This window comes from Bradyrhizobium tropiciagri, assembly GCF_018130545.1.
GTDB lineage: Bacteria > Pseudomonadota > Alphaproteobacteria > Rhizobiales > Xanthobacteraceae > Bradyrhizobium > Bradyrhizobium tropiciagri_A.
The window spans coordinates 21087-45150 of the sequence record NZ_JAFCKF010000004.1 but is presented as its reverse complement, the minus strand read 5'-3'; the positions used below and the strand labels follow the sequence as shown (position 1 = coordinate 45150).

Sequence of the window (24064 nt, the reverse complement as noted above, 5' to 3'; positions counted from 1 at the left end):
GCAGGATTAGATCACGCCGACAAGGCCGACAAGGCGTGGCGGCGCGCGGCGGCGTCGCCGGGCTGCATGCCTCCGCGGGTAAGGAACGGCTCGACCTCGTGCTCGAAGGTCTTCAGCGCCGCACCGATCGCCTGGTGCATGTCGAGATATTTGTAGGAGCCGAGCCGGCCGCCGAAGATGACGTTCGGGTGTGCCGCTGTCATGGCATGATAGGAGGCGAGCATAGCGCGGTCGGCGGCGGTGTTGATCGGGTAATACGGCTCGTCGTTGCGGCCGGCGAAGCGGGAATATTCCCGATAGATCGTGGTCCGCGCCCCGTCATGCGCGCGCTCCGGGTGCAGATGCCTGAACTCGTGGATGCGGGTGAACGGCACCTCGGCGTCGGCATAGTTGATGACGGCGGCGCCCTGGAAATCGGCGACGTCGTGGAGCTCGCGCGCGAAGTCGACGGTGCGCCAGCCGAGATGGCCGCTTGCATAGCCGAAGAAGCGGTCGATCGGCCCGGTATAGATCACGAGCTGGCGCGGGTTGATGCGGTCGGCGACGTCGAAATAGTCGACGCCGAGCTCGACAGCGATCCTGGGATGCTCGAGCATCCGGCGGAAGATCGCGGTGTAGCCGTCGACCGGCATGCCCTCGTAGCGGTCAGCGAAGTAGCGGTCGTCGAAAGTGAAGCGGACCGGCAGGCGGCCGATGATGTCGGCTGACAGCTCGCGCGGATCGGTCTGCCACTGCTTCTGCGTATAGCCGCGGATCAGGAGATCGTAGAGCGTGCGACCGACCGAGGCGATCGCCTTGTCCTCGAGATTGCCGATCCCCGCCGCGCCATGCGCTGCCGCCTCCGCCGCGATCACGGCGCGCGCCTCGTCCGGGGTCATGATGCGCCCGAACGCGGCGCACACCGTCGCAAGGTTGATCGGCATCGAATAGACACGGCCGTTCGCCACCGTGAAGACGCGGTGACGATAGTCGGTGAAATAGGTGAAGCGCTGCAGATAGCGCCAGACCGTCTCGGAATTGGTGTGGAAGATATGGGTGCCGTAGCGGTGCACCTCGACGCCGCTGTCGGAATCGAGCTCCGAATAGGCGTTGCCGCCGATATGCGACCGGCGGTCGAGCACGCAGACGCTGCGGCCAAGCTTGTTCGCCACCTGCTCGGCGATCACGGCGCCGAAGAAGCCCGCGCCCACCACAACGACGTCGAAGCTCTCAAGCTGCATCTGGCCCCCGCCCCGCGCGGGCCCGGGCGATAGCCCGCCGCGACATCCCGACGGAGCTTCAACGGCGCTGTGGCTGACTTCCGGCGAAGAATTTGGTTAAGGCCGCGATAATTCCGTGCCCGGAACCGCCGACTCGGCCGTTCAACTGACAGCATGCGAAGCGACCGGATTTGTCCGCGCGCGCAGCAACAGCATTTTGCGCGGGGGCCTCATGTCCGTGATTTGCGTCCTGTATTCCAGCAACACCACCTATGATTCGCTGCGCGGCATCCTCGCGATGGCCGCCGCCGAGCTCGACCGGCTCGGGCACGAGGTCAAGATGCTCGATCTGCTGGCGCCGGATTTCTCGGCCCGGCTCAACGCCCTGCTGCCGCGGAAAGCCGAGACGATGGCGCTCGGCTTCTCCGGCATCGGGCTCGACATCCACACCAAGGACGGCAGGCTGTTCTGGGACGTCGCGCAGATCCCCGTCTTCACCTGGTTCTGCGACCACCCCTGCTATTTCGCCAAGCGCCACGGGCTCGAGAGCCGCTATGCCGCGCATGGCTACGTGTTTCCGGACCACGCCGCGTTCAACCGCGATCATCTGGGCGCCAATGGCAGCGTGTTCGCGACCCATATGGGCATCCCCGATCCCGGTTTCTTCGGCGGCCTGCCGCCCGAACAGCGCAACGGCCGGCTGATCTTCGCCAAGTCCGGCTGGAATCCGCTGGGCCTCGAGCGCGGCTGGCGCAAGACCATGCCGCCAAAGCTGTTCGCGCTGCTGTTCGACGCGATCGCCGAGGCGCAAGGCAAGACCTGCGGCGCGTTTCCCAAGATCATCGTCGACGTCGCCGAGCAGCATCTGGTCTACCTGAAGCCGGGCGGCGATCTGTTCAACGTGATCCTGACCCGGCTCGACAATTACACCAGGGGCGTGCGCACCCGCGAGGTCGGCGCGGTGCTCGCGGATTATCCGGTCGATTTCATCGGCGGCGGCTGGAGCGATCTCGACGTCAGCGGACGTCCGGCCCGCGTGCTCGGCGCGATGACCTTCGATGCGATGCGCGAGGGTCTCGGCAGCTATCTCGGCGCGGTCTCGCTCAATCCAAATATCGACGGGTCGGTGCATGACCGGGTGTTCTTCGCGCTCGGCGCCGGCACCGTGCCGGTGTTCGACGCCAACCGCTTCTCGGCCAAGGAGATGCCGCATCTCGCGCCCTACAGCTTCGGCCGGGAGACGACGAGCATCGCCGCCGCCGTCGAGGCCGTGCTGGTCGATCCGGTAAGCGCGCAGGCGGCGACCGCGACCACGATGCGCGAGCTCTATCCGCGCTTCTCGATGCAGCGCTCGATGCAGGACATCCACGAGATCACGATGTCGATCGCGGGGGCCGCCGGCGCCAATCTGCTGCCGGCCGAGCCGGTGCCGGCCGGCGTCTGGACGCCGAAGCAGGCGGCCTGACGCAACGCCATTTCCGTGGCCGCGTCGCGCCGGCTGCGATACCCTGTGCCGGTCACCTCGGATCGGGTCCAGCATGAACCGGCGCGCGTTTGTTTCGGGACTGGCCTTCACTGCCGTGCTCGCGGGCTTTGCCGCGCCGGTCGCGGCCGACGGCAAGCGGGTGGCGCTGGTGATCGGTAACGGCGCCTACAGAAGCGTGCCGGCACTGTCGAATCCGCCGACCGATGCCGGCGACATCGCCGCGGCGCTGAAGCGTCTCGGCTTCGCGGTGACCCTGATCACCAATGGCAGCTTCGACGAGATGCGGCGCGGCCTGATCGCGTTCGGGCACAATGCCGCCGGCGCCGACATGGCCGCGGTGTACTTCGCCGGCCATGGCATGGAGATCAACGGCGACAACTGGCTGATCCCGGTCGATGCCGAACTGAAGCGCGACACCGACGCCGCCAATGAAGCGATCAGCCTGCAGAGCGTGATGCTGCAGGTCTCGAGCACCGGAAGTCTCGGCCTCGTCATCCTCGATGCCTGCCGCAACAATCCATTCGCGGCGAAGATGAGCCGCTCGGTTGCGACGCGTGCAGCGACAACCAGCGGGCTCGGCCGCATCGAGCCGGTCGGCAACGTGCTGGTCGCCTATGCGGCGCGCGACGGCACCACCGCGCTCGACGGCGACGGCCGCAACAGTCCGTTCGCCGCGGCGTTGCTGCACAACATCGAGACGCCAGGCGTCGAGGTCACCTTCATGTTCCGCAACGTCCGCGACGACGTGATGGAGGCGACCCGCAACGAGCAGCAGCCGTTCGTCTACGGCTCACTGTCGCGCAAGGCGATCTATCTGGCGGGCGCGCCGCCGGCCGAGACGGCGAAACAGGCGAACGCAACGCCGGCCGCGGCGGCTCCGGCAGTGTCGACGGCGCCGGCAGCCTCAACCGGCGCCATCGATCCCGCGCTGGTCGGCACCTGGGAGATCATGGTGGCGAGCGGCCGCGGCCAGTCGCGCTGGATCTGGCAGATCCTGGCCGACGGCACCTACAAATTCCACGCCGAGCCGTTCCGCTCGGCACAAGCCCACGAAGGCACCGTGACCTTCGCCAACGGCCGCTGGACGCTGCACGCGCTGAAGGGACTGAGGAACTACAGCGACGCCGGATCCTACGAAGTCCACGACGCCACCGCCGTGATCACCGGCAAACTCGGCACCGGCTATTGGAAGCGCAGCGTGGAGTGAGGCGCCTGTCGCCATGCCGCGGCCGCAAGCGTCGCCCTCATAAATCCAGTTCACCGGTCGCCGGATAGATCACTGTCCCATCGCTCTGCACGACGGCGCCTTCGGTAAGGCGGGCGGGCTCCAGGCGCCCTTCCCCCATGATGTGGACGACGGTCTCTCCGGAGGCGATGAGATAATCGGCGACGATGCGGCGGTGGCAGCGCCACCACACCGCTTCCGAGCACATCATCGCGCAGCGTTGCCGGTGGCCTTCGTCGCGCAGATGCTGCAGGCTCGCGTGAAACTGCGGCGACAAGGCATAGTCTGCGTAGTTGTGAAAGCTCTCGTTGCTCCAGAACGCGTTGACGGAGGATGGCACGCTGCGCGCCTTGCCGCGGAGCCCGCCGAGATCAGCCAGATGCTCGTACGAGATATCAACAGCGGCCAACGGCGTGGGCAGCGTGTCCTTGTTGAACTGCGGATTGGTGCGCGACCGCGGCACCGTTCGGATGTCGACGACACGGTCGATGGCGGCCGCGGTGAGGACGGCGATGAAATCCTCAAGACTGCGGTTGGAATGGCCGATCGTGAAGAACGGAAGCGCCACGCCGCGCCTCCGTCACACGCGATGCAGCGCGCTGCCCTTATGGGCCGCGACGTGATCGGTCTTGTCGCTCTTGATCTCGTATTGCGGATCGGCCTCAGAGGCGCGATGCGTGTGCCCCTTGTAATCGAAATCGCTGGTGTGAACCGCGATGATGGTGCCTGAGACGTGCCCGGCCTCGGAATTCCATCCGACGTGATCCCCGACCTTGAATCTCCTGCTCATGTCGTACGCTCCAGCTTGATCGAGCACGCCAGCCGCCCGTGACGGGCCAGCATAGACAGTATGGGGTTCAACCGACCCAACATAACTGGCTTCCTGACAATCGGCGGATCCGATGCAGGTTCCTGCCTCTCGCGGCTGTCGCCGTGCGGCGGCCGTGACATGAATAACGCGCCATTCAAAATAAAATCTCGAACCCGCATATCATTGAACTCGCTACGATTTTCTCGCGTCGACAACAGGTCAGCGAAAGCCGGATAGGAAGGTTACTTCCGAAGCAGATTCAAATGTTTAGCCCGATCGGCGGACGGCTTCCGCGCGCCAGGGCCCACTTGAGTTCAAATCGCTGTCGACCCTTGCGGGCGTCAAGGCGAGAGCGCATCTCCTGGGTGACCAACGCAAAGTGTGCCTCAGATCAACCCATGATCAGTCCAGGACCGGCCCGCGAAGATTCAATCGAACCGGACGCGGCGCAAAGCGACAAATCAGCCAGCGAAATAAATCAATGAGCTTCCTTCCGGGCTGAAACACTCAGCAACCGCAGAACGATGCGTAAACAATGTCGGGACTTCGTTTGGTTAACCGCTCGAATGGGGCCTCCCTATGGTTGTGCGGCTGAGGAGCTGCATCTAGTTTCCGCATCGGCCGGATTTCTCATGTTAGCTGCCTAAGGACGATTTCTTTCGCGCAGCGCGGCTTTCACGCCCGCGCTGCCTATGCGGCTCCCTTTTGGAACCGCCAGACCAGGAGACGACTGCAATGTCTACCTCTGCATCCCCGAAACTCGCCGAATCGACCGCGCTCAATGAGGCCGTGAAGGCGCGGATGGCGCCGAAGCAGGCGGCGCAGGCAGCCCCCGTCGACATCACGGCCAATCCGGTGGCCAAGATCGTCTTTAACCCCGACACCGCGCCGGAAGAGCGCAGCCGCCAGATCGGAACGCTGCTCTCGCCCGACCTCGCCGAGGAGTGCAAGGCGTCGATCAAGCAGCTCGAGAGCTACAAGGAATATCTGGCGCAGCAGCGCACGCTGATGCAGCGCAAGCTGATCGAGCTGTCGTCGACGACGGTCTTCGCCAAGATGAAGCAGACCTTTGCCGACATGAACAAGGGCGTGCTCGATTTCCGCGAGATGATCCGGCCGCTGGTCGACAATCTCGATGCGCTCTACACGCTGCGCACCGCCGGCGACAATGTCGTGCTGGATACCTTCGCGGAGATCGAGGAGGATCGCAAGCGCGAGGCCGATTGGGACCGCCGGACTGCGCAGGTCGAGTCCGAAGCGCGGCAGATCAACTCCGACAAGGACATGCTCGATCGCGACATCGCCCAGCTGAAGACGCAGACCGGCCTGTTCGGCGGCATCAAGAAATCCGCGCAGGCCGAAATCGCCGCTAAGGAACTGCTGATCGCCAAGGGAATCGAGGCCCTGAAGACCTGCCGTGACAAGGCGCAGGCGATCATCACGGAGAAGGCCGAGCACGACGCCAAGCAGGGCAAGTTCAAGGCCGAGAAGGATCAGGTCCGCAAGATGCTCGACATCTCCGGCCCCGAGCACGTCAAGCGCGTCGAGGGCATCATCAAGGCGGCGCTCGATTACATCGACAAGTCGCAGGTCACGGTCTCGGAATTGCGCGACGAACTCGGCGGCATCGAGGGCCAGGCCGACAAGCTCGTCAAGATCAACTCGCAGATGATCACGGTGGTCGCGATTCTCGACAAAGGCATCGACCTCGCCTCCGCGGCAAACAAGGAGAAGGTGCAGGCGTTGTCGACCGCAAAGGAGGGCGAGGATACGCTCGCCCGGCTCGAGCGCGAGCGCAAGAAGAACGATTTCGAGCGCCACGTCACCGCGCTGCTGGACAGCGGCCGCGGCACCAAGAAGACCGTGGCCGATCTCGAAAAGGACGCGGTCGACGCCAACACCTTCCACGACGCGCTCGGCAAGCAGAACGTCAACCTGCGTGAGCTCTCCAGCGACGGCATCGCGAGCGTCGCAACCAGCCTGAACACCACCATCCAGGCGCTCAACAATTCGGCGCTCAATGAGGCCTCGGAGAGCGTGCGCGATTCGATGCGGGCGATGAATGCGGTGACCGACGACGTCGCCAACAAGGAGGTCATCCGCCAGGCGCTGCAGGTCGACGAGGCATCCAAGCGGATCATGGAGAAGGTCGAGTCGATGTCGAACATCGCCGAATCGCTGCAGGCCGCCAACAAGCTGCGGGAAGACGGGCTCTCCAACATCCAGAGCCGGCTCGGAGAGCTCAGCGACGTCACTGCGACCGTGCGGGCGCGGCTGCAGGAGAGCATCGGCATGGACGCCAGGGATGCCGCCGCGCCGGCCGCTTCCGCGGCACCGAAACCGGTCGACGACAAGGAGATCACGTTCGGGCAGATCTGAGGTCCGCTGCCGGACCGGCACTGCCGGTCCGGCCTCCTTCATGTGCAAGCCTGACCGATGGAAATCCCAATGGCCGACAACTTCCTGATCACCGGAAGCGAGAAGCTCGCCGAGCGCAAGAACTTCAAGCTGGTTGGCTGCGCGGAGAAGTTCGAGGAACTGTGCACCATCCTGACGCGGATGGAGGCCAACAGCGTGATCGTGTCCGGTCCGAGCGGCGTCGGCATCACCACGCTGGCGCTGGCGCTGCAGGCGCGCAAGGCCGACCCCGACGCGCCGTTCGACATCGTCAACAAGCGACTGTTCTGGCTCGACACCGACGGCCTGTTCGGCCTCGGCGACAACGACGCCATCGTCAAGCAGTTCAAGACCATCTTCGCGACGTTGAACCGCACTCCCGACAGCGTCCTGATCGTCGAGGATACGCTCGATCTGATCGATGCGCTGCGCAACAGCGGGCTGATGCACATCGTCAACGCGTTGACGGCGATGGTGAAGGCGAAGAAGACCCAGGTCTTCCTCGAGGTGCGCGAGGCGGACCTGACCCAGGTCCTCAAATGTCATTCCGACTTCCGCGATCACTTCACGCTGATGGATCTGACCGAGCCGGTCGGCGCTGAACTCGAGGAAATCGCGCTTCACGGCGCCAAGGACCTCGAGGAGAATTACGGGGTCCGGATCGATCCGGCGGCGGTCAGGGCCGCGATCGACATGTCGAGCAAGTACCGTTCGCTCGACACCGGCCTCACCGCTGCACAGCCCGCGCGCACCCGCACCCTGCTCGACCGCGGCATGGCGCGCTATCTGTTGCGAGCGCATTCGACGCCACCGCTGCTCGCGGAGCTGGAAGCCGAGCTCGCGCGTCTCGCGGCCGCCGGACCGGGCTCCGGAAATGACGAGAAGGCCGCCAGCGTGCGCGCCGCCATCGCCCGCCACAAGGCCGAGTTCGCCGAATACCAGGCCAGGATCAAGGGCTATTACGCGGCGCAACGCGAGGGCGAGAAGTCGATCGCGCACATGGAGGCCCAGCTGCGCACCCTCGAGGAGGAGGAGAAGAAGCGGCACCTCGACGAGCCCGCCGGCAAGGCCTCCGCCGGCGATGCCGATTTCGATCTGATCGCCAGGGCGTCCGGCTATGCAACGCCCGAAATTCTCCAGCTGCGCGGCGAGATCGCGCGGACCCAGGCAGCCGTCGACGAGAACCGGGTGAAATACAAGGCTGTCACCAAGGAGATCAACGATCGGCTGCTGTTCACCGCAGATATGGTGATCGACGAATTTTCGCTGATCTCGGGCATCGACGCCTCCAAGCTCAAGCAGAACGACGCCGTCAAGCTGCTTAATCTCCACGGCTCGCTGAAGCGGCGCGTGTTCGGCCAGGACGCGGTGCTCGATCATGTCGATCGTGCGGTCAAGGTCTGGCGGCGGGGACGGCGCACCGACAAGCCGCTACCGTTCCTGTTCTGCGGCGCCAGCGGCGTCGGCAAAACCGAAGTTGCCAAGGGGTTGGCGGAGGCGCTGTTCGATACCGACAAGGCGCTGAACCGCTACGACATGGGCGAGTTCATGGAGAAGAACGACGTCACCAAGCTGATCGGCGCGCCTCCGGGCTATGACGGTTTCGCTGCGGGCGGCGAGATGACCAACTCGGTGCGGGCCAATCCGTATCAGGTCATGCTGTGGGACGAGATCGAAAAGGCTCACCCCGACATCTTCAACATCTGCCTCAACATCCTCGACGACGGCCGCTGCCGCGACAATCTGGGCCGCAAGGTCGAGTTCGGCGACGTGGTGATGCCGATGACCACCAATATCGGCGCGGATCATGCGCTGCGGGTCGGCACCGGTCCCGGCGATCTGAGCCAGGAAGAGGCCTACGAACTCACCATCCGCGATCTGAAGAAGTCGTTCCGAACCGAATTCCTGAACCGCTTCGACGGCCGCGAGAACATCATCCTGTTCCACAAGCTCAACATGGAGACGATCGAGAAGATCGTGTTCCGCGAGATCTCGCGCATCAACGCCTTCTACAAGGCGCAATCGATCGAGGTACGCTTCCCCGAGGCCCAGTTGCGCGAGTTCTGCGACAAGACCTATTCGCCCGAGATCGGAGCGCGCGGCCTGCCCGGGCGCATCAAGCGCATCGAGGCCATGATCGTCGAGAGGACGATGGCGGATGCCGCCTTCGGCGGGACGCTCGACATCGGCTTCGATGCCGCGAGCCGCAACTTCACGTCGAACTGGATCGCCCATGACCGAAAAGCCGCCTAACGACGCTGATGCGTTGCTGCACGGCATCGACAAGACGCTGTCCGACTTCAAGACCAAGGCCTATGAGGCCAAGAAGTCCTATGACCAGTCCGATCTCGGGCGCGCGCACCGCGAATTGACCATGCTCGGCCGGTTCTGGTCGCAGTTCGTCCGCTCCTGCGGCTGGATCTACCTGCAGCTGATCGCGCCGGTGACCTGGCGGATCTACCGCTTCCTGCGCTGGGTGTTCGCCGGCTACCGCGCGCTGTGGGCGCGCTGCGTCTACGCCAAGGACGCCTATGGCGATCCGGAATTCAGCAAGGCGCGCGGCGGAATCATGATCCTGGCGACGATCGCCGTCTGCTACCTCATCTACGGCGCGGCAACGGTCGCCGTGACGCTGCCCTGGTACCTCGCCACGGTGCAGCACGACGAGCAGCTCTATCTTTCCAACTCGCAGAACCTCTCCAGTTCACAGACCGAAGGCCTGGAAGTCCACGAGGTCTATGGTTGCGAGACACTGCCCTGCACCGAGCAGAACACGGTGACCTTCCGGGTGCGCTCGACCTGGTTCAACGAGATCTGGAGCGTGCTCCATCATGGCTCGCTGTTCTATCCCGGCTACGTCGCCGCGGCGGTCAGCCCGGTCTTGAACCGCTGTGTCATCACCTCCTACGGAATCCGCAGGAAATTCCTGGTGCGAACCTGGGAGCTCTATCCCGACCTCGTGCAGGTCGAATGCATGCCGACCGACGCCGGTGTGGGCAAGGACGGCAAGGTGATCGACAACAAGGACTATCGATAGGTCCGGCGCAGACGCCGGATTCCGGACGCCAGTCACGCATCCGTCCCAGCCGTTGGCTCATTCGTGCCACCAGCCGATCAGAACTGCGATGAGAGGGATGGTGCCCAGGGGCGGCTCCACACTATGGATATAACACATTGATAAAACAAATGTATTGTTGAATCCAACAGAGGGACTACCAACGTCTCTACCAACAATTTTGCGAATGTTGGTAGTTGGGGACAATGAATGCCCGGCGGATGCCACCAACAGACAACAACGGCGCCATTCCCGACGCGCGTAGGTGCGCTCTGATTTGTTCGTCTGTTTACGCTTATTTTGAACGTTGAGCTGCTGAATTTTCGAGGCGATTTTCTCGAAGCTCGGCGACCGACGGCAGGACTGAGTTTCCGATGCCAATCAATGCGACGCGATATCATCACTGTACGCCACCATCCGCGCCACGTCAGGCCTGCGCCAGCAGTCACCTAATGACGAAAGACTACTCGGGCGACGCATCGAGCTGGGGAATGCGGTGCAGCAATGAACGCTCTTACGAAGCAACCTTACTCAACTAGCGAGCTGTACGCCGGACGAAAAGCCAACAATTATTCATACTGAATTTGTCGTATCCAAAAGTGCGAGAAGTGATCGCACCATCACCAAGCGCCGGCGGCCAATCGTTGTCGTGATAAGTTGGCCAGATCCTATCAACTCATAAAGCTTCGTACGTCCCAGGCCAGTTGCCAAGCAAGCTTCGTCGACGGTGCAGCTGAGCCGTTCACCAAACGGGACCACTTTCGCATCGCGACCATTTGTAGGCGACAATTCGCCTCTAGGCTGTCTTCGTCCACCATTTTCCAACTGGCCACCCGTCATGGTCTCTCCTTGTCGCCAATACAGTCGCTTGGTTACAGCATGCTGGAGACAGATCGAATGGTACAAAGCGCAACAACGAAAACACTTCAACAGCCTCGAAAAATCACGAAGATAAGCTGCAGCTATTTCAAGCCAGTCCTCCCATATCCACGTCAAGCTCTGGCAAGTTTGGACGCATATGGTGAAGCAGTACAATAAAGCGTGAGCGGTCAGAATGAGGTTGGATGCAGATCGACCCGTCGAACCGCTCATAACGGTCTGGTTGCAGGTTCGAGTCCTGCCGGGCCCACCAATGAGATCAAGGGCCTAGAGCGGATACCACTCGAGTCAAAAAGGCACCGCCACAGTTACCGCCACAGATACGTGCTGTGTCCGTTCCGCCATGTCCGGACGAGCCGACGAGCCTAGTTGGACGGTTCTTGCTTTTCGAGCTCGCGAGCTCTCACGACGTCGTGCAAGGCCATGATTGGGTACGGCCGCCCACCCACCCGGTTCGTCGGCCAGCCACCGCTGCACCCCGTACGCCTCGATATCCGCGAAGTCCTGCCCGTCCACACCCGGTGCGCCCTTGTTGGAGCGGCATTGAGCATAGGCATAGGCCAAGATGTCCTCGCGGCTGATCTTGTCGTACAGGGCATAGAAGCGATAGCCGGCTTCTGCCTTCGCTTTCGCGTGCAACGCCGTCTGCAGTTTCTGAACACTCTTCGGAGTTGATAGGTTGCCCAATCTCCAGGTCCCTCACTACGTGTTGCGTTCGTCTTGAACTGAGGTCCCTTCCCTCCACCGGCATTACCCGGCTTCACTGGTACTACGAACCTCTCCGCATCCCCACGGCGCCCGGCCTGTCCCTCGCGGGCGTCCGGTTGATCATCCCTGACCGCGTCGTGGGGTCTCCCGTGTTGCGTACGCTTTCCTTGTGGCCCGCGCATTGTCCTTTTCGAGGTTTGCTCGGCGTTCACTCGCGTTACGGCCTGCACACTCGCCCTGCCACCAATTCGTGGCACGCATTCCGAAGGCTTCAGCTATTTCGTCACCTCCATAGCTGCTCCGGCTGCTTCCGGCTGGAGCGGTCGCCGGGTGGGGCTTGCACCCACTGGAAAGCGCCGCCTTTGCACGGCGCACGCCATAAGCAGACTCTTGCGAGCTAAGGCTAAGGAGCAGGAACAATATTGAAGATCTTAATGCCGTCAGGACAGTTGGCCAACAACTGAGAGCCATCTTTGGACAGCAATAGTGTTTCTGCGTGAGGTCCTATTCGCCCAACTACGACTGAAGGCCCGGGCTGAAACGGATTCCAGAAGCGAGCATCGCCAAGCGCGTCGATGAAGGCCACGTAGTCGCCTTTGGTTGACCAGGTTAGCTTTGAGCTGCTGTTCAAGCCGCCGGGAAACGATCCCAGTGAATTGACGCGCTCGCCATTGGCGACTTTGTAAACTCGTAGCGGTTCATGCGGGAAAACCTGCCTTAACGTACCAGAGCCTTCCTGTGCAGTGCGGCCATCGTTGGATACCCACCATGATCCACCCGCGTGCGATGCCACAGCGAGTAACGAGCCATCCGGACTGAACGCAAGGGCGTCAAGAAGCAAAGCATTAAGCGGAGGCGGCTCTTCCTTGAACGTTACTATCGAGCGCGACAGCTTCCACGTGCCAACTTCGTAAAACTTAATCCGACCGTGGAAGCCGTGGGCGATGGCTAATGACTTGCCATCGGGACTGAAAGCCAGCGCTGATGGATTTAACTCGTCTTCCTTCGTGCCGGTCGTGTGAAGATCAAGCTCTGTCACCTGATGCCAATCATCCGTGGAGTAAATCATCACGCGACTATCGGTTAGTTGACGGATGAAGGCCGCAACAAGATCTTCGTCAGGCGATATAGCTATATCAACAGCTATGTTCTGATTCGACTGAGCGCCGGGATTGGGACCTGAGACGTTGCGCAGCACTTTTCCAGTGTCTGCATCAAGAACAGAAAATGCGACATCTTCGATTTTTTTCCATCCCGCCGAATCATTCGTCTCTGCTGCGGGGCTGCTGATTAGCAGATGATGTCCACCGAGAAACTTCAAGACATAAGCATCGAGACCAAAGCTGGTATATCGAGGAATCGGTTTCTCAACTTTGGTGTCGCCGGTCCACGTGTTGATTGCGAGTCCATTTCTAATATAGACCGCCAACCTTTCACCATCCGAGCTCAACGTAAATTTTGAGTTTCCCGACTGAGTATTGAAAGCTCCTCGCGGTCCGCTGATCTCGCTTGGTGCCATCAATGTTCGCTCTAGGCGAAGCTTCGGAAGCGATTTTTGTATGCTGGGGGGCGGCGCGTCTCTCTCTTGGCCGACGACGATGCCAGGCAGACACGTTGTAAGAAGCGCTGCGACGGCTGAAATCCGCAACAGTTGCTTTAAGCAGGCGCGCGTAAAGGAGCTTCCGGGCATCGGGAGCCTTGTGCAGGAGCAGACATCGGTAGCATAGCCTACACGAAATGCGTCAATCATAAGCCCGACCGAAATAGGCGACGTTCATTCACGACCGATGCATGTTCGCGGCATACCGTCGGCATATACGGGCTGCAACAACTCTGCTTCGAAATCCGCGACCATTCTCTGTTGGTTTTCAACCCAGGTGCATTCATACTTGACGTGCTGCATCATCGGATGCCGAGGATGCGCCATCGTTACCATCATGATGGGACCGCCGCTCTTGTGTCTGACGAGGCTGCCGGTTCTGTGCATGGCGCTTCCTAAGAGATGCATGTCGGTAGCGGCTACCTGAGGCGACCTAATCTGTCTGGCCTATGCCGGACGGACGCTTGAAAAAGACCACCAGCAAGCCAGTAATGGCCGGTCGCAGACCACCGGCAAAGATTGGAGCTTGCATAGCCCAGATAAATCAACCATCCGCGCCGAGGAATACTCAACTTTTAACGAAGCGGCACAAGTCCGCTTCGGGTCTTGGTTGTGTAAAAACACCTTCCCCGGGGAGGGCGGTGGGAAGCCAAGACGGTTTGGTCTCAGGCCGCGATCGCGGCCATCAGCGGCTTGGTCCCGACGATGTTCATGGCCCTTGTCAGGTTATAGGCAAGGACCGAGAGAGCCATCTCGGCGGCTACTTTTGGAAGTGTTTTGGTGAGGAAGTGTGTCGCTCCCATGCGGGCCTTCATGGTGCCGAACGGATGCTCGACCGTCTCGCGACGCACGCGCATGGCTTGTGCGTTTGCATCAAGGCGCTGCTGCACAGCTTCGAGCAGATGCTCATGCTGCCATCGTGGAACCCGTCGCTCCGGCCCTGTCGTGCATTGCGATTTGAGCGAACATTTTTGACAGGCTGTGGTCCAGTAGCGCCTTATCTGCTTGCCATCTTCCTCGTTCGTAAAGCGATACGGTAGTTGCTCCCCAGCCGGACAGCGATAGGCGTCCTCCTCCGGCAAATAGACAAAGTCCTGCTTGCCGAAGCGGCCATCTGACTTGGCACCCGACGTCTGCGGCTTGGGCAGAGTTACGGTGATGCCGGCCTCGTGGCACGCGAGGATCTCCAGGCTGCTGAAGTAGCCGCGATCGGCAACGGCCTCGAGCGTTTCGGTCTTTAGAACAGCCTTCGCCTGCTTGGCCACATTGGCCAGTTGAGCCCGATCCGAGCCGCTGTTCGTCACCTCATGCGTCACAATCAGGTGGTGCTCGGTATCTACGGCGACCTGCACATTGTAGCCAACGACGCCGGAACCGCGCCCGCTCGTCGCCATCGAACGGCTGTCGGGATCGGTCAGTGAGATTTGCTGGTCAGGCGAAGCAAGCATCTGCTTCTCGTAAGCGGCAAGCTTGCCCATTTCCTCCTTCAGCTTCGTCGGTTTCTCGGTAAGCCTCGTCGCCTTCGCGGCCAGTGCCTCCGTCGGCTCCTGCCGGTCGGCCGTGTCAAGTTGGCTCAGATAGCGCGAGACGCTCTCCTCCAGCTGGGCACGCCGCCGTTCCACCTTCGCCCGCGTGAAGTTCTTGTCGCGGTTGTTCACGGCCTTGAACTTGCTGCCATCGATGGCAACGCTCGCTGTCGCGAGGAGGCCCATCTCGCGGCAGAGTTCGACGAAGCGAGCACATACCCTGCGCAGCGCCAGGCCATTGTCTTTGCGGAAGTCCGCGATCGTCTTGTGATCGGGTGCGAGCCGACCCAGCAGCCACATGACCTCGACATTGCGTCCGGCCTCTCGTTCGAGCCGCCGGCTCGACTGAACCCGGTTCAGATAGCCGTAAATGTAAAGCTTGAGGAGAACCGAGGGGTGGTACGATGGCCGACCAGTCGCCGCTGGCTCCACCCCTTCAAATCTCATCTCAGCCAAATCGAGCGCATCGACAAATACGTCGATCACACGAACAGGGTTACTCTCGTGAATGAAATCATCGAGGCACTCGGGCAATAGCGTCCACTGCCCACGATCCGCCTGCTTAACGAAGCGCCTCATCAGCTTCCCCCGCAGAATCACGAGGGAATCATAGCAAAGCAGCGGCGTCTTCACACAGCCAGGGTCAAAGGCTGCCCCGGCAGCCAGCATGCCCTTGGTCGGGACACCTCTCGGAAGCGGACATCGCCGCGCTCTGGGCTGAGGTCAGCCAGGGGCCAATAGCAGCCTTATTGACGACGGCGGGTTCTTGTCGCGGTGTGAAATTGTATCCACGTACAATCTGGAGAAAGCGGTATTATGGCGCAAACGCCACAAGGGTCTAAAAAGGCCACAAGGGTCTAAAAAGAAAGGGTGCGATGGCTTAATCTGATTTCCTGTTGTCTTCGGGCGGCGTTCCTGAGCGCCGTCTATTTTCGAAGTTCAAATAGACGGCACCCAAGGCGACGACGACCGCCCCCATAAACCCGATACTTGCCAAATCAGCCCACATTTCATGGTCGGGCTGGCCCTGATGTGAGAATCCCAGCCACCAAAAAGCAATAGCCACGCAAGCTGCGGCGGCGACGATGCGGGGTGGCGTTATCATGACTTTGGGTCTTCCGGGGACTTTGACCTGGTCAGATACACTATTGGCATAGCGACCGTCAGAGCCAATGCAGGCACGCCAAGCATCAACACAGCGAAAATCGCAGGGTTGAGAGTGCCGAACAGCCACATGCCGACTATTACCGACTCAACCACGACGACGGCGATCAAGCGGCCCATAATTGACCTGTTCATTTTCTTTCCCTTAAGGGCGCCCTTCAGTTGGCGGTCTCTGCCTGCTCGACTTCCGCATAGCGTAGAAGACGCCAAGAAATCCTCCCACTGCACCTAACAGTGCATCAAGCGGATCGCCTCTTCCCAGCATGGCGCCGATCCCTCCGCCGAGTGCACCGCATAGGCCGCCGATCCAAGGCCTCATTTAGATTTCCTCTAGGACCACCTGTTCAAGCTCTAGCGCTGCAACGCACGCAAGAAAGAAGATCGCGGTGAACGATCCGCGCTTTAGCTTCATGGTGATCCCAGCTTCGGTCTCATCCTTGAGGCCGTGCTTCTTCAACCGCTTGACCAAGTCGGCATAGGTTACGTTGGCCTTCTTCATTTCCGCCTTGAGGAAGTCGCTGGCGCGTCGGCCCCATTCCTCTTCCGCCTTGGGTAGGACCATGGCATCTCCTATCGATTCCGTGAGCTAACAAATATGATAGACCGGTCTTGACTTCCGGTCAAACGGTTCATATTCGTTAGCTATCATATTCGATAGGATGCGGCGATGCGCGGCAGACCGACGAAAGACCCTCACACCCGACCGGCCATCAACACCCTTGAACGGCTTCATATGGAGCTAGGCGGCCAGATACTCGCGAACCGGCAACAGCATGACGCCTTGGCTGAGCAGATGCGGCACGTCGAGGCCGTCATCAAGATGGCTGGACCCCAGCTACAACCTGGGCCGGATCGCGGTGAAGCGGCGGAAGCCAAACCCGTGGTTCAAGCGCGGCACCCTCTACAGACGCGCGCTGGACGTGCTCAGACGGCCACGGAGCCGATGACCGCCACGGAGCTGGCGAAGGCGGTTCTAGCAGCCAATGGCGTGCAGGACGCGACTGGCGACGACGTACAGGGCATCGCGCTGGGGATACAGCACAGCCTCAAGAACCATGAGGGGAAAGGCGTGGAGCGGGTTGGCGAGGCCAACCCGGCGCGATGGCGTGTTGCCCTGTAACGTCAAGCTGTCGCTGCGGCGGCGATGTCGCGATAGGAGGGATGGCCGTACTTATGAAACTGTCGGCCAATGTCCTCCAGTTCCCTCACTTCAGATCTGGCTTTGGACTCGCCATTCACTCGTGCGAAGTAATCCGCCAAAACAGCGCGAGCTTTGACGCCCCAAAACAGACTTGAATAGGTCATGGCCATGAACCCGGCTCTATTGGCCTGAAGGAAAAGCTTGGTGGTATCCATATTTGATTCCACAAACTTGGCTTCTTCCGGCGGCAAACTCCGAGCATCGAAGCATTGTCGCGAGATTTGACACTTCAACAACCTCTGCGGATAACCGGCATGCAAAGCACAAAGATAGCCTAGTCGGTTGGCTGTTGGGGCAATGCAGCTTCCGAGTTTGAACGCTTTGCAAGCGAGGCTCCAGCGCGGAGAACAAATGATAGGACGAACAAGGCAATGATGAAATTGATCAGCGTCGTCAAAAACTCGCCATAAGCAAGAACGGCGCCCTGCTTCTTTGCATCAGCCAAGTTCGTTGCTGTTACGGATCGGCTCGGACCTACGAAGCTGTTGGAGAAATCCAAGCCCCCAATCAAGGCGCCGATCATCGGAAAAACGACGCCAGAGATCAACGTAGTCAATACGTGTTGGAACGCAAAGACAATGAAGAGGCCCACCGCTAATTCAAAGGCGCTAGAGTGAGCCAAAAATCCATTGCGGAAGAAAAACAAGATACTCAATTTACGCAGCATCTAGGGCTCCAAGCACGACACGCGAACACCGCCTCCGAAGTTGTCTAATAAGATTAAAACAACCGTGAAGGCACGTCCCCACTTCAATGGGGGTGGGTGCAAGATCGGAGCACACCTAACAGTTAATTAATTCGCTTTGGGTCAAACTGAGAAGAACTCAGCCCGAGCACATGTCGTCCGGGTTACCTCTGAAAGCGGACACCGCGCGACACAATCGGCATGTCTCAAACGGGCCATAAACGGAAGTCGATATCGCTAAGGTGCTGCCGCGCGCTTCCACGCCGTTCGCAGGGTCATGCCGTTCGGCGTTCGAGGATTGTCGAACTTGAGTTCGTCAGAAGTCAGCAGGGTAATCGTTCGCTTCTGATCGGGAATGACCGCAACGTTCGCATACGTGCTGGCAGCCAGGTTGACCACCATCACTTTTGTTTGCTCGTCGATCGCGTATGTGCCGTAATACGCGATGCTTGAGGCGACGATGCTTTGAGCTTCCTCAGGCGTGGCTTTAGCCCGGTCATTGGCCGCAATCTTCGGGATTTCCGCGCGGGATTGAAATAGCGAGAAGTGGCCGTCCTTCGAGAAGATGATCACGCCCTTTGGGGAAGGACCGAACGGCTCCCCTTTCTTTCCATCGTCCATCTCACTGGTGACGGACACGAGCTTCCACGCTCCTACTATCGCATCCTTGGTCGCCTTCTGTTGACCGAATGCGGCGCCTGAAAAGACCAAGCCGATAACGAGGGCGACAAAATACTTCTTCATCAAAATTCCTCCGTTATGAAAGTATCGAGTGTGTGCCGCTAGTGCTGGCAAAAGCAAGAAGGTCCGCTTGGGGTCAATCGCGTCGTTCTGACACCGCGACCGTCATTTCCGATTTTGCCCAACGAGCAGACATTGTCTGCGCCTATCGGCATGTCGCAAACGGGCCAGAAGCGGGCATCGCAGCCAAGAGAAGTCGGACCTTCGATGAATGATAAGGTTGTGTTGCTAGTGCACGTCACCGATCGGGCTCTCGGTACAGACGATCTTATTTCCGTCGGGATCATCGCGGATTGACGGCTCAACGCATTTCTTGGCTACCAGCTCAACACCATCATGGGCGACCTCGATGCTAATGGTCGTTTCGCCGGTTTTGCATGGGTTGAGGACTAGTAGCCCAATGCTGCTCCCATTGAGGAACACTTCCGCGTTATCGGCTATCTCACAATAGGTGCTCTTCTCGCTATTCCGGTCAAGATGCCCGACGACCTTGACATCGAAACCGGGCCGCCGCTCTGCACCCCAACCGTTCGGGGAATTGAATGAAGGAATCGAGCAAGTGAAGGGTTTCCGCTGCAGAACATCGCTGTCGAAGATGCCGTTTTCTCGGCCCAACGCTTCAGCAATTCCAGGTCCCGGTTCGAGCCCTTCAGTCAAGTATGGCCCCTTTTCGGGAAGGTTCATTATCGTGATCCGTCGGATCGAGAAATATCCGAGCGTCGGTGCGCACGTCACCTGCGCAAACATCCAAGGATAGTCAGCGCGAGCTGGGGCACAGGCGTCCGCAGCGAACGACAGTGCAACTACTGAACCGACAATCCACGAACGCACGAAAGCTCCTCAATGTCGTACGGTTGCATATGTTGAACATATCAACCACTCCAATTGCCAAACGCTCAATTTTTAAGGAAACAGCTTCAATTTCCGCTGTAAGCGCTGTCTTCAGGCCACGGCTTTGAGTTCGTGACGGCAATAGGCCCACGGAAGCAGCTGATCGATGTCGCTATTCGGATGACCATTGACGATCCTGGTGAGTGCGTCGGTCACGTAGCCCCAACAGATCACTTCCTATAACCTGCACTCGCTGGAGATGACGGGATGACGAAGCTTGGAGCAGACTTCGTCGAAATCGCCGTTGCTGCCGCATAGTCCGCACTGGCAGCGGGATCGTTCTTCTCTTTCTGGTAAAGTGCGCCACGTGCGCGATAAGCTTTATCGTTTTTAGGATCGAGCGCGATCCACCTCGTGAAATCAGCGATCGCATCATCGAGGTCGTCTTTTAGTGCATGCGCCTGGCCGCGAAGCCTGTAGCCGGCCGCGGTGTTAGGTTCAATCGCAATACTGGCGGTAAAGTCGGCGATCGCGGGGTCAAGACTACTATCTTGCATGTGCGCAATGCCCCGAGTGCGGTACGCATATGCCCGCTTCGGACTTAGTTCGACCGCCTTGCTCGCATCAGCAATTGCTCGCGCAGTGTCATTTTTGCTCAAGTACGAATATGCACGAAGCTCATAGGCGAGCGCACAGTACGGATTTATAGCGATCCAACGATCGAAGTCGGCAATGGCCTGGTCGTGGTATCCCATCCGCTGATAGGCGGTGGCCCGGACACGGTAACCTTCAAAGCCATCCTCCGGCTCAATCCGTATTGCCGTATCGAGGTCGGCCAACGCTTCGCTCTGGTGCCCCAGCGCGGCATGGATCTCCTGCCGGACGATATAGGCAACTGGAAATTTTGGATCAAGCGCGATTGCCTTGTCCTCGTCCGCCAACGCACCACGATGATCTCCGATCCTTTCACGCGCAAGACCACGATTGGAATATGCTCGTACGTTCAGGGAATCGATTTCGATCGCTTTTGTGCTATCGGCGATCGCCCGGTCGTAGTTGCCCTTCTGAAAATAAGCTGCGCCGCGTCTCATGTAGGCATTTGCGAAGCCCGGATCGATTTTGATGGCTTCGTTCTCGTCAATGATTGACGCGTCGAAATCACCGTTGCGCCAGTGGGCGGCTCCACGACTGTAATAGATGGTCGCGCGCGCTCTCTGATCCGGCCTGCCACTATCGAGCAGTCGGGTGCAGTCGGAAATGACGGCGACTTCCGGCGTGTCGGCTGCTGCATTGCAGGAACTGAGATTCTGGCTGCTCTGAGCAAGCGCTGCAGGCGGGACTGGTGCAAGCGCGACGGCCAAGATCAGAAATCTTACGTGCATTTCCAAGACACGCTAAACGAGAGGTGAACTGATACAAGCAATCTAACGGTGATGCGCGGAACCCCGCAAGGTACTTTCGCAGGCGTGTCGGCTTTGAGCCGACAGTCAGACGTCGCGCGGAGCGCTGCAGACGGTCCGGATTGCCTCGGAGAGCACGTCGGCAACGAAGTCTGTGGGGATGTTTGGGGACACGATTTGAACCTGCGGCAAGTTCGCGAAGCCTGCGGAACGAAAAGCTAGTCGGCGACGGGGGCGCCGCGCGCCTGGGGTATGGCGCGCTCGGAGGGCGTTCGCATTTGGCGTGATTTCAACGGGTTACGGTCGAGGACAACGAGTTTTGGTGCATTTCGCGGGCAAAAGTGCGTTTGGTTGCTGTTAGAGGCCGAGCGCCCGTCGATCGGCCAGTCCTCCGAGATTTTTACGTCCCTTCGCTTCGTGGCGCGCAAGGTCCGATTGTCGTTGATCCTTACGCATAGCCGGGAGATGATGGGAACCCGGAGGACGGATGTCAGGCAAGGCGTTCAAGATCGACAACGATTCCAAGGGTTTCAGGCGCAGCCGCGCTGAGAAGCCCGCGGCGAAGCCGCGCCTAAAGGAATTGGATGGGGACGAGCAGGCCGAATTCAAGCTGATCGATCCGAACTCGCTGCTGAACCCCAGTTATGGCTATTTCCAGGGTAAGTCGCCGTGGCTGATCAGTAACGATGACGCGTTGGCGGGCGTGAAACGGCTGCCCGACGATTTCGTCGACTGCACGGTGACGAGCCCACCCTACTACTGGCAACGCGATTACGGCGTCGACGGCCAGACCGGCCAGGAAGACACCCTTGAGGAATACGTCGCCGCGATCGCCGCGGTCTTCCGTGAAATCAGGCGCGTGCTGAAGCCTTCGGGCACGGCTTTCCTGGTGCTGGGGGACACTTATTATTCCGGTAAGGGCCAGCCGAAGGGCGGCGATCCAAAGCAGCTTTGGCGGGGCGTGGCGCGCCAAAAGTACCGCGCGGTCGACAAGCCCGGCTTCGGCTTGCCGAAAAAGTCGATGTTGGGCGTGCCGTGGCGAGTGGCGCTAGCGCTGCAGGCCGACGGCTGGATCATACGCTCGGCCGTGGTCTGGAAAAAGCCGAAGCCCATGGCCGAACCCAGCGTGCGGGATCGCCCGTGGACGACGACCGAGACGGTTTTCATCCTCTCCAAGACCGGAAAGTATCATTTCAACCGGAAGGGTCTCGGCGGACAGGAAGACGTCTGGGAGATCCCAGCGGCGACTTCGGGCCGCCGTTACAGGCACGCAGCCCCTTATCCGGAAGCGTTGGTCGAGCGTTGCCTTGCGGCCGGCTGTCCGCGAGGTGGTGTCGTACTAGATCCTTATGCCGGCTCGGGAACGACGCTTGTGGCCGCGGCCAAGCGCAAGCTGCCGTCGATCGGCTTCGAGCTCAATCCGCGATATTGGACGCTCGCCAGACAGCGGCTCATCACCAAGCCGGTCGAACGCCGTCGGCGGTGACGCATGGATCTGGCCCGGCGGCTCAACGAGATCCACCAGCGAATCCTGGAAGGCAGCCGTACCGCATCGCGCGACTTGTACGTCGCGGCGCATGAGCCGCTCCGCGGCTTTCTGGCGGATCGGTTCCGGACATTGTCAGACGACGACCTTGAAGACCTCTCAGTGGACGCCATCACGATCTACCTCACCGCGCCGGAACGATGCGACGTCACCCAGAGCTCGCTGTGGAGCTACCTCTGCATGATCGTGCGCGCCGATGCGATCGATCTCGTAAAGAAGAGGGACAATCGGGAGCGGCTGCTGGAGAAAAAAGTCGAGACCGATGTCGAGTTTTGGGCCGCCCGCGCGAAGGATGTGTTCAGGGGAGAGGACACGGTCGATGCGCGTCACGTCATTAGGATGTACGGGAACAGGCTCGTGACGAGCGAGATTGAAGCCAAGGTTCTGGCCATGATCCTCAATGACGAAAGCGATACCTCCGCATATGCGGCGGCGCTTGGGATCGATCCCGCTGCGCCCGACGCGGAGAAGGCAGTCAAACGAGCCAAAGACCGGATGCTCGCTAGGATGAAGAGGCTTCGACATGACCTCTGACGACAAGATGAGCCTGATGCTCGCAAGGGCGGCGCAACGTGCCGCGCGCGGACCGGCGCCCCTGATCGCCCCGCTAGTCGAGGTCTGGCGGAAAGTGTTTGAGGGCGATCCCGCCAAGACGCTCGACGTCGCCGACCGGACTCTGTTCGAGATCGCGCTTTGCCGCCGGCCGCGTGCCGACCGGTGGAAGGAGGACGCGGCCGAGATCGCGAGCGAATTCGGGATCGAGCCGAAGCGTTTCGTGTCTTTTCTGCGGGCGGCGGAAGCCGCTGAAAAGCTGAACTCGGCCCATCCGGCCGATGATCTTCAGGACGGAAAGCTCCTCGCCGCCCGGGACCGCGACGAGGAAGACTAATGGCATCGCATCAGGCCGAACGTGCGGCGGCCACCTTTTGGCGCAAAGCCGGCGGCAGGGCGGCCTTCGGTCTGCCGGTCGACATGGCCGCCGCCGCCCCGGCTGCGCTACCTTTGTCGGTCGTCGGTATCCCCGACCTGGACAGCTCGGCGGTCGGCAGGATGTCGGCCCGAACGGGGAGTCCTTGGGCGGTCGGCAATCGGCGGCAGCTCCGCGGATGCCTGCTGGCGGACTTGGGCGTGGGTCTGGTGTTTGTCGACAGCAACGACCCCGAGGACGAGCAGCGGTTCACAGTGGCCCATGAGGTCGCCCATTTCATCCTGCACTATCTTGGGCCACGTGAACGGGCGCTGGCCACGCTCGGCCCCGGCATCGCGGCGGTGCTCGATCGCCTGCGGCCGCCGACGACCGGAGAGCGGCTTTCCGCCGCGCTGCGCGACGTTCCGGTCGAGCCCTTTCGTCATGCCATGGACCGCGGGCTTGGGGGACGGCACGCGGGCCTGATCGAACGGATCGAGGGGGAAGCCGACGATTTGGCGGTCGAACTGATTGCGCCATGGCGTGAACTAACGTCCGTCGCTAATATGGAACCGGGCATCATCCGCGTGAGATTCGGACTTCCTCAGCGTGTGGCCGCCCGGTTGGCGGCTTTGGCCGCATCTTCCGGGACTTCCAAGGGAGTCCTTGGAATTTTTGCTAAAAAATAATTGTCGAAGTCCGG

23 protein-coding genes and 1 pseudogene are annotated in these 24064 nt (G+C 60.5%); 10 read left to right on the top strand and 14 right to left on the bottom strand.

From position 1 onward, the window contains the following. Nucleotides 1-11 precede the first annotated feature (11 nt). Nucleotides 12-1220 carry a UDP-galactopyranose mutase gene (glf, locus tag JQ616_RS17890; RefSeq protein ID WP_212016475.1) on the bottom strand — a complete coding sequence of 403 codons (1209 nt, stop codon included), beginning with the start codon at nt 1218-1220 and terminating at the stop codon, nt 12-14. 211 nt (nt 1221-1431) lie between these two features. Between glf and JQ616_RS17885 the strand changes: the two genes are divergently transcribed. Both JQ616_RS17885 and JQ616_RS17880 read left to right on the top strand, forming a co-directional pair. Next, nucleotides 1432-2664: a hypothetical protein gene (locus JQ616_RS17885; RefSeq protein WP_212016473.1), complete on the top strand. Its 1233-nt coding sequence runs from the start codon at nt 1432-1434 to the stop codon at nt 2662-2664. A 73-nt stretch (nt 2665-2737) separates the two neighbouring features. Then, nucleotides 2738-3892 carry a caspase family protein gene (locus JQ616_RS17880; protein WP_212016471.1) on the top strand — a complete coding sequence of 385 codons (1155 nt, stop codon included), beginning with the start codon at nt 2738-2740 and terminating at the stop codon, nt 3890-3892. 37 nt (nt 3893-3929) lie between these two features. Here the strand turns inward: JQ616_RS17880 and JQ616_RS17875 are convergent, their stop codons facing one another. Together JQ616_RS17875 and JQ616_RS17870 are read right to left on the bottom strand one after the other, a co-directional pair. Then, complete coding sequence (locus tag JQ616_RS17875; protein WP_212016469.1) at nt 3930-4478, bottom strand: DUF488 domain-containing protein; 549 nt, start codon at nt 4476-4478, stop codon at nt 3930-3932. A 12-nt stretch (nt 4479-4490) separates the two neighbouring features. Beyond that, nucleotides 4491-4700, bottom strand: coding sequence for a DUF2945 domain-containing protein (locus JQ616_RS17870; protein ID WP_212016467.1), 210 nt, complete (start codon nt 4698-4700; stop codon nt 4491-4493). A gap of 756 nt (nt 4701-5456) precedes the next feature. Between JQ616_RS17870 and JQ616_RS17865 the strand changes: the two genes are divergently transcribed. The 3 genes from JQ616_RS17865 to JQ616_RS17855 all read left to right on the top strand — a co-directional run bounded on the left by JQ616_RS17865 (nt 5457) and on the right by JQ616_RS17855 (nt 10155). Next, nucleotides 5457-7100 carry a hypothetical protein gene (locus JQ616_RS17865; protein ID WP_212016465.1) on the top strand — a complete coding sequence of 548 codons (1644 nt, stop codon included), beginning with the start codon at nt 5457-5459 and terminating at the stop codon, nt 7098-7100. Nucleotides 7101-7169: 69 nt separating this feature from the next. Next, nucleotides 7170-9371: an AAA family ATPase gene (locus JQ616_RS17860; protein WP_212016463.1), complete on the top strand. Its 2202-nt coding sequence runs from the start codon at nt 7170-7172 to the stop codon at nt 9369-9371. Further along, nucleotides 9352-10155, top strand: a complete 804-nt coding sequence (locus JQ616_RS17855) for a hypothetical protein (protein WP_212016461.1) — start codon at nt 9352-9354, stop codon at nt 10153-10155. The genes JQ616_RS17860 and JQ616_RS17855 overlap by 20 nt, the downstream gene beginning before the upstream one ends. A gap of 1185 nt (nt 10156-11340) precedes the next feature. Here the strand turns inward: JQ616_RS17855 and JQ616_RS17850 are convergent. The 5 genes from JQ616_RS17850 to JQ616_RS17830 form a co-directional block, all read right to left on the bottom strand. Beyond that, entirely contained in the window at nt 11341-11739 is a 399-nt protein-coding gene (locus JQ616_RS17850) for a hypothetical protein (protein ID WP_212016459.1), read from the bottom strand. A gap of 424 nt (nt 11740-12163) precedes the next feature. Next, a complete protein-coding gene (locus tag JQ616_RS17845) occupies nt 12164-13189 on the bottom strand; it encodes a WD40 repeat domain-containing protein (RefSeq protein WP_212016457.1) in 1026 nt (341 codons plus the stop codon). A 345-nt stretch (nt 13190-13534) separates the two neighbouring features. Further along, on the bottom strand, nt 13535-13747 hold the full coding sequence (locus tag JQ616_RS39895) for a DUF2158 domain-containing protein (RefSeq protein ID WP_212016455.1): 213 nt from the start codon (nt 13745-13747) through the stop codon (nt 13535-13537). A 278-nt stretch (nt 13748-14025) separates the two neighbouring features. Further along, complete coding sequence (locus JQ616_RS17835) at nt 14026-15465, bottom strand: IS1182 family transposase (protein WP_212016453.1); 1440 nt, start codon at nt 15463-15465, stop codon at nt 14026-14028. A gap of 904 nt (nt 15466-16369) precedes the next feature. Continuing rightward, complete coding sequence (locus tag JQ616_RS17830; protein ID WP_212016451.1) at nt 16370-16612, bottom strand: DUF6471 domain-containing protein; 243 nt, start codon at nt 16610-16612, stop codon at nt 16370-16372. Nucleotides 16613-16717: 105 nt separating this feature from the next. Between JQ616_RS17830 and JQ616_RS17825 the strand changes: the two genes are divergently transcribed. Further along, nucleotides 16718-17170, top strand: coding sequence for a hypothetical protein (locus tag JQ616_RS17825; RefSeq protein WP_212016449.1), 453 nt, complete (start codon nt 16718-16720; stop codon nt 17168-17170). 2 nt (nt 17171-17172) lie between these two features. Here the strand turns inward: JQ616_RS17825 and JQ616_RS17820 are convergent, their stop codons facing one another. The 6 genes and pseudogenes from JQ616_RS17820 to JQ616_RS17795 form a co-directional block, all read right to left on the bottom strand. Further along, a complete protein-coding gene (locus tag JQ616_RS17820) occupies nt 17173-17406 on the bottom strand; it encodes a hypothetical protein (protein WP_212016447.1) in 234 nt (77 codons plus the stop codon). Between the two features lie 119 nt (nt 17407-17525). Continuing rightward, nucleotides 17526-17918, bottom strand: a complete 393-nt coding sequence (locus tag JQ616_RS17815) for an MscL family protein (protein WP_212016445.1) — start codon at nt 17916-17918, stop codon at nt 17526-17528. Nucleotides 17919-18173: 255 nt separating this feature from the next. After that, nucleotides 18174-18680: a lipocalin-like domain-containing protein gene (locus JQ616_RS17810; RefSeq protein WP_212016443.1), complete on the bottom strand. Its 507-nt coding sequence runs from the start codon at nt 18678-18680 to the stop codon at nt 18174-18176. 225 nt (nt 18681-18905) lie between these two features. Continuing rightward, complete coding sequence (locus JQ616_RS17805; protein ID WP_212016441.1) at nt 18906-19361, bottom strand: hypothetical protein; 456 nt, start codon at nt 19359-19361, stop codon at nt 18906-18908. 258 nt (nt 19362-19619) lie between these two features. Continuing rightward, a pseudogene (locus JQ616_RS17800) lies at nt 19620-19727 on the bottom strand (transposase domain-containing protein); the annotation flags it as partial. Between the two features lie 11 nt (nt 19728-19738). Continuing rightward, entirely contained in the window at nt 19739-20869 is a 1131-nt protein-coding gene (locus JQ616_RS17795; protein ID WP_212016439.1) for a tetratricopeptide repeat protein, read from the bottom strand. 526 nt (nt 20870-21395) lie between these two features. Between JQ616_RS17795 and JQ616_RS17790 the strand changes: the two genes are divergently transcribed. The 4 genes from JQ616_RS17790 to JQ616_RS17775 are packed head-to-tail and all read left to right on the top strand — an operon-like array spanning nt 21396 to nt 24050. After that, nucleotides 21396-22394 carry a DNA-methyltransferase gene (locus tag JQ616_RS17790; protein ID WP_212016438.1) on the top strand — a complete coding sequence of 333 codons (999 nt, stop codon included), beginning with the start codon at nt 21396-21398 and terminating at the stop codon, nt 22392-22394. A 3-nt stretch (nt 22395-22397) separates the two neighbouring features. Next, nucleotides 22398-22988 carry a sigma factor gene (locus JQ616_RS17785; RefSeq protein ID WP_212016437.1) on the top strand — a complete coding sequence of 197 codons (591 nt, stop codon included), beginning with the start codon at nt 22398-22400 and terminating at the stop codon, nt 22986-22988. Next, nucleotides 22978-23343 (top strand): hypothetical protein, encoded by a 366-nt coding sequence (locus JQ616_RS17780; protein WP_212016436.1) that lies wholly within the window; start codon nt 22978-22980, stop codon nt 23341-23343. Before JQ616_RS17785 ends, JQ616_RS17780 begins: the two co-directional genes overlap by 11 nt. Then, on the top strand, nt 23343-24050 hold the full coding sequence (locus JQ616_RS17775; protein ID WP_212016435.1) for an ImmA/IrrE family metallo-endopeptidase: 708 nt from the start codon (nt 23343-23345) through the stop codon (nt 24048-24050). Before JQ616_RS17780 ends, JQ616_RS17775 begins: the two co-directional genes overlap by 1 nt. Nucleotides 24051-24064: the final 14 nt, after the last annotated feature.

Excerpts from the sequence above, each read along its gene's own strand:
- glf (WP_212016475.1), bottom strand. The coding sequence starts at position 1,220 with ATGCAGCTTGAGAGCTTCGACGTCGTTGTGGTGGGCGCGGGCTTCTTC.
- JQ616_RS17885 (WP_212016473.1), top strand. The coding sequence starts at position 1,432 with ATGTCCGTGATTTGCGTCCTGTATTCCAGCAACACCACCTATGATTCG.
- JQ616_RS17880 (WP_212016471.1), top strand. The coding sequence starts at position 2,738 with ATGAACCGGCGCGCGTTTGTTTCGGGACTGGCCTTCACTGCCGTGCTC.
- JQ616_RS17870 (WP_212016467.1), bottom strand. The coding sequence starts at position 4,700 with ATGAGCAGGAGATTCAAGGTCGGGGATCACGTCGGATGGAATTCCGAG.
- JQ616_RS17865 (WP_212016465.1), top strand. The coding sequence starts at position 5,457 with ATGTCTACCTCTGCATCCCCGAAACTCGCCGAATCGACCGCGCTCAAT.
- JQ616_RS17860 (WP_212016463.1), top strand. The coding sequence starts at position 7,170 with ATGGCCGACAACTTCCTGATCACCGGAAGCGAGAAGCTCGCCGAGCGC.
- JQ616_RS17855 (WP_212016461.1), top strand. The coding sequence starts at position 9,352 with ATGACCGAAAAGCCGCCTAACGACGCTGATGCGTTGCTGCACGGCATC.
- JQ616_RS39895 (WP_212016455.1), bottom strand. The coding sequence starts at position 13,747 with ATGCACAGAACCGGCAGCCTCGTCAGACACAAGAGCGGCGGTCCCATC.
- JQ616_RS17835 (WP_212016453.1), bottom strand. The coding sequence starts at position 15,465 with ATGAGGCGCTTCGTTAAGCAGGCGGATCGTGGGCAGTGGACGCTATTG.
- JQ616_RS17830 (WP_212016451.1), bottom strand. The coding sequence starts at position 16,612 with ATGGTCCTACCCAAGGCGGAAGAGGAATGGGGCCGACGCGCCAGCGAC.
- JQ616_RS17825 (WP_212016449.1), top strand. The coding sequence starts at position 16,718 with ATGCGCGGCAGACCGACGAAAGACCCTCACACCCGACCGGCCATCAAC.
- JQ616_RS17820 (WP_212016447.1), bottom strand. The coding sequence starts at position 17,406 with ATGGATACCACCAAGCTTTTCCTTCAGGCCAATAGAGCCGGGTTCATG.
- JQ616_RS17815 (WP_212016445.1), bottom strand. The coding sequence starts at position 17,918 with ATGCTGCGTAAATTGAGTATCTTGTTTTTCTTCCGCAATGGATTTTTG.
- JQ616_RS17810 (WP_212016443.1), bottom strand. The coding sequence starts at position 18,680 with ATGAAGAAGTATTTTGTCGCCCTCGTTATCGGCTTGGTCTTTTCAGGC.
- JQ616_RS17805 (WP_212016441.1), bottom strand. The coding sequence starts at position 19,361 with ATGAACCTTCCCGAAAAGGGGCCATACTTGACTGAAGGGCTCGAACCG.
- JQ616_RS17790 (WP_212016438.1), top strand. The coding sequence starts at position 21,396 with ATGTCAGGCAAGGCGTTCAAGATCGACAACGATTCCAAGGGTTTCAGG.
- JQ616_RS17785 (WP_212016437.1), top strand. The coding sequence starts at position 22,398 with ATGGATCTGGCCCGGCGGCTCAACGAGATCCACCAGCGAATCCTGGAA.
- JQ616_RS17780 (WP_212016436.1), top strand. The coding sequence starts at position 22,978 with ATGACCTCTGACGACAAGATGAGCCTGATGCTCGCAAGGGCGGCGCAA.
- JQ616_RS17775 (WP_212016435.1), top strand. The coding sequence starts at position 23,343 with ATGGCATCGCATCAGGCCGAACGTGCGGCGGCCACCTTTTGGCGCAAA.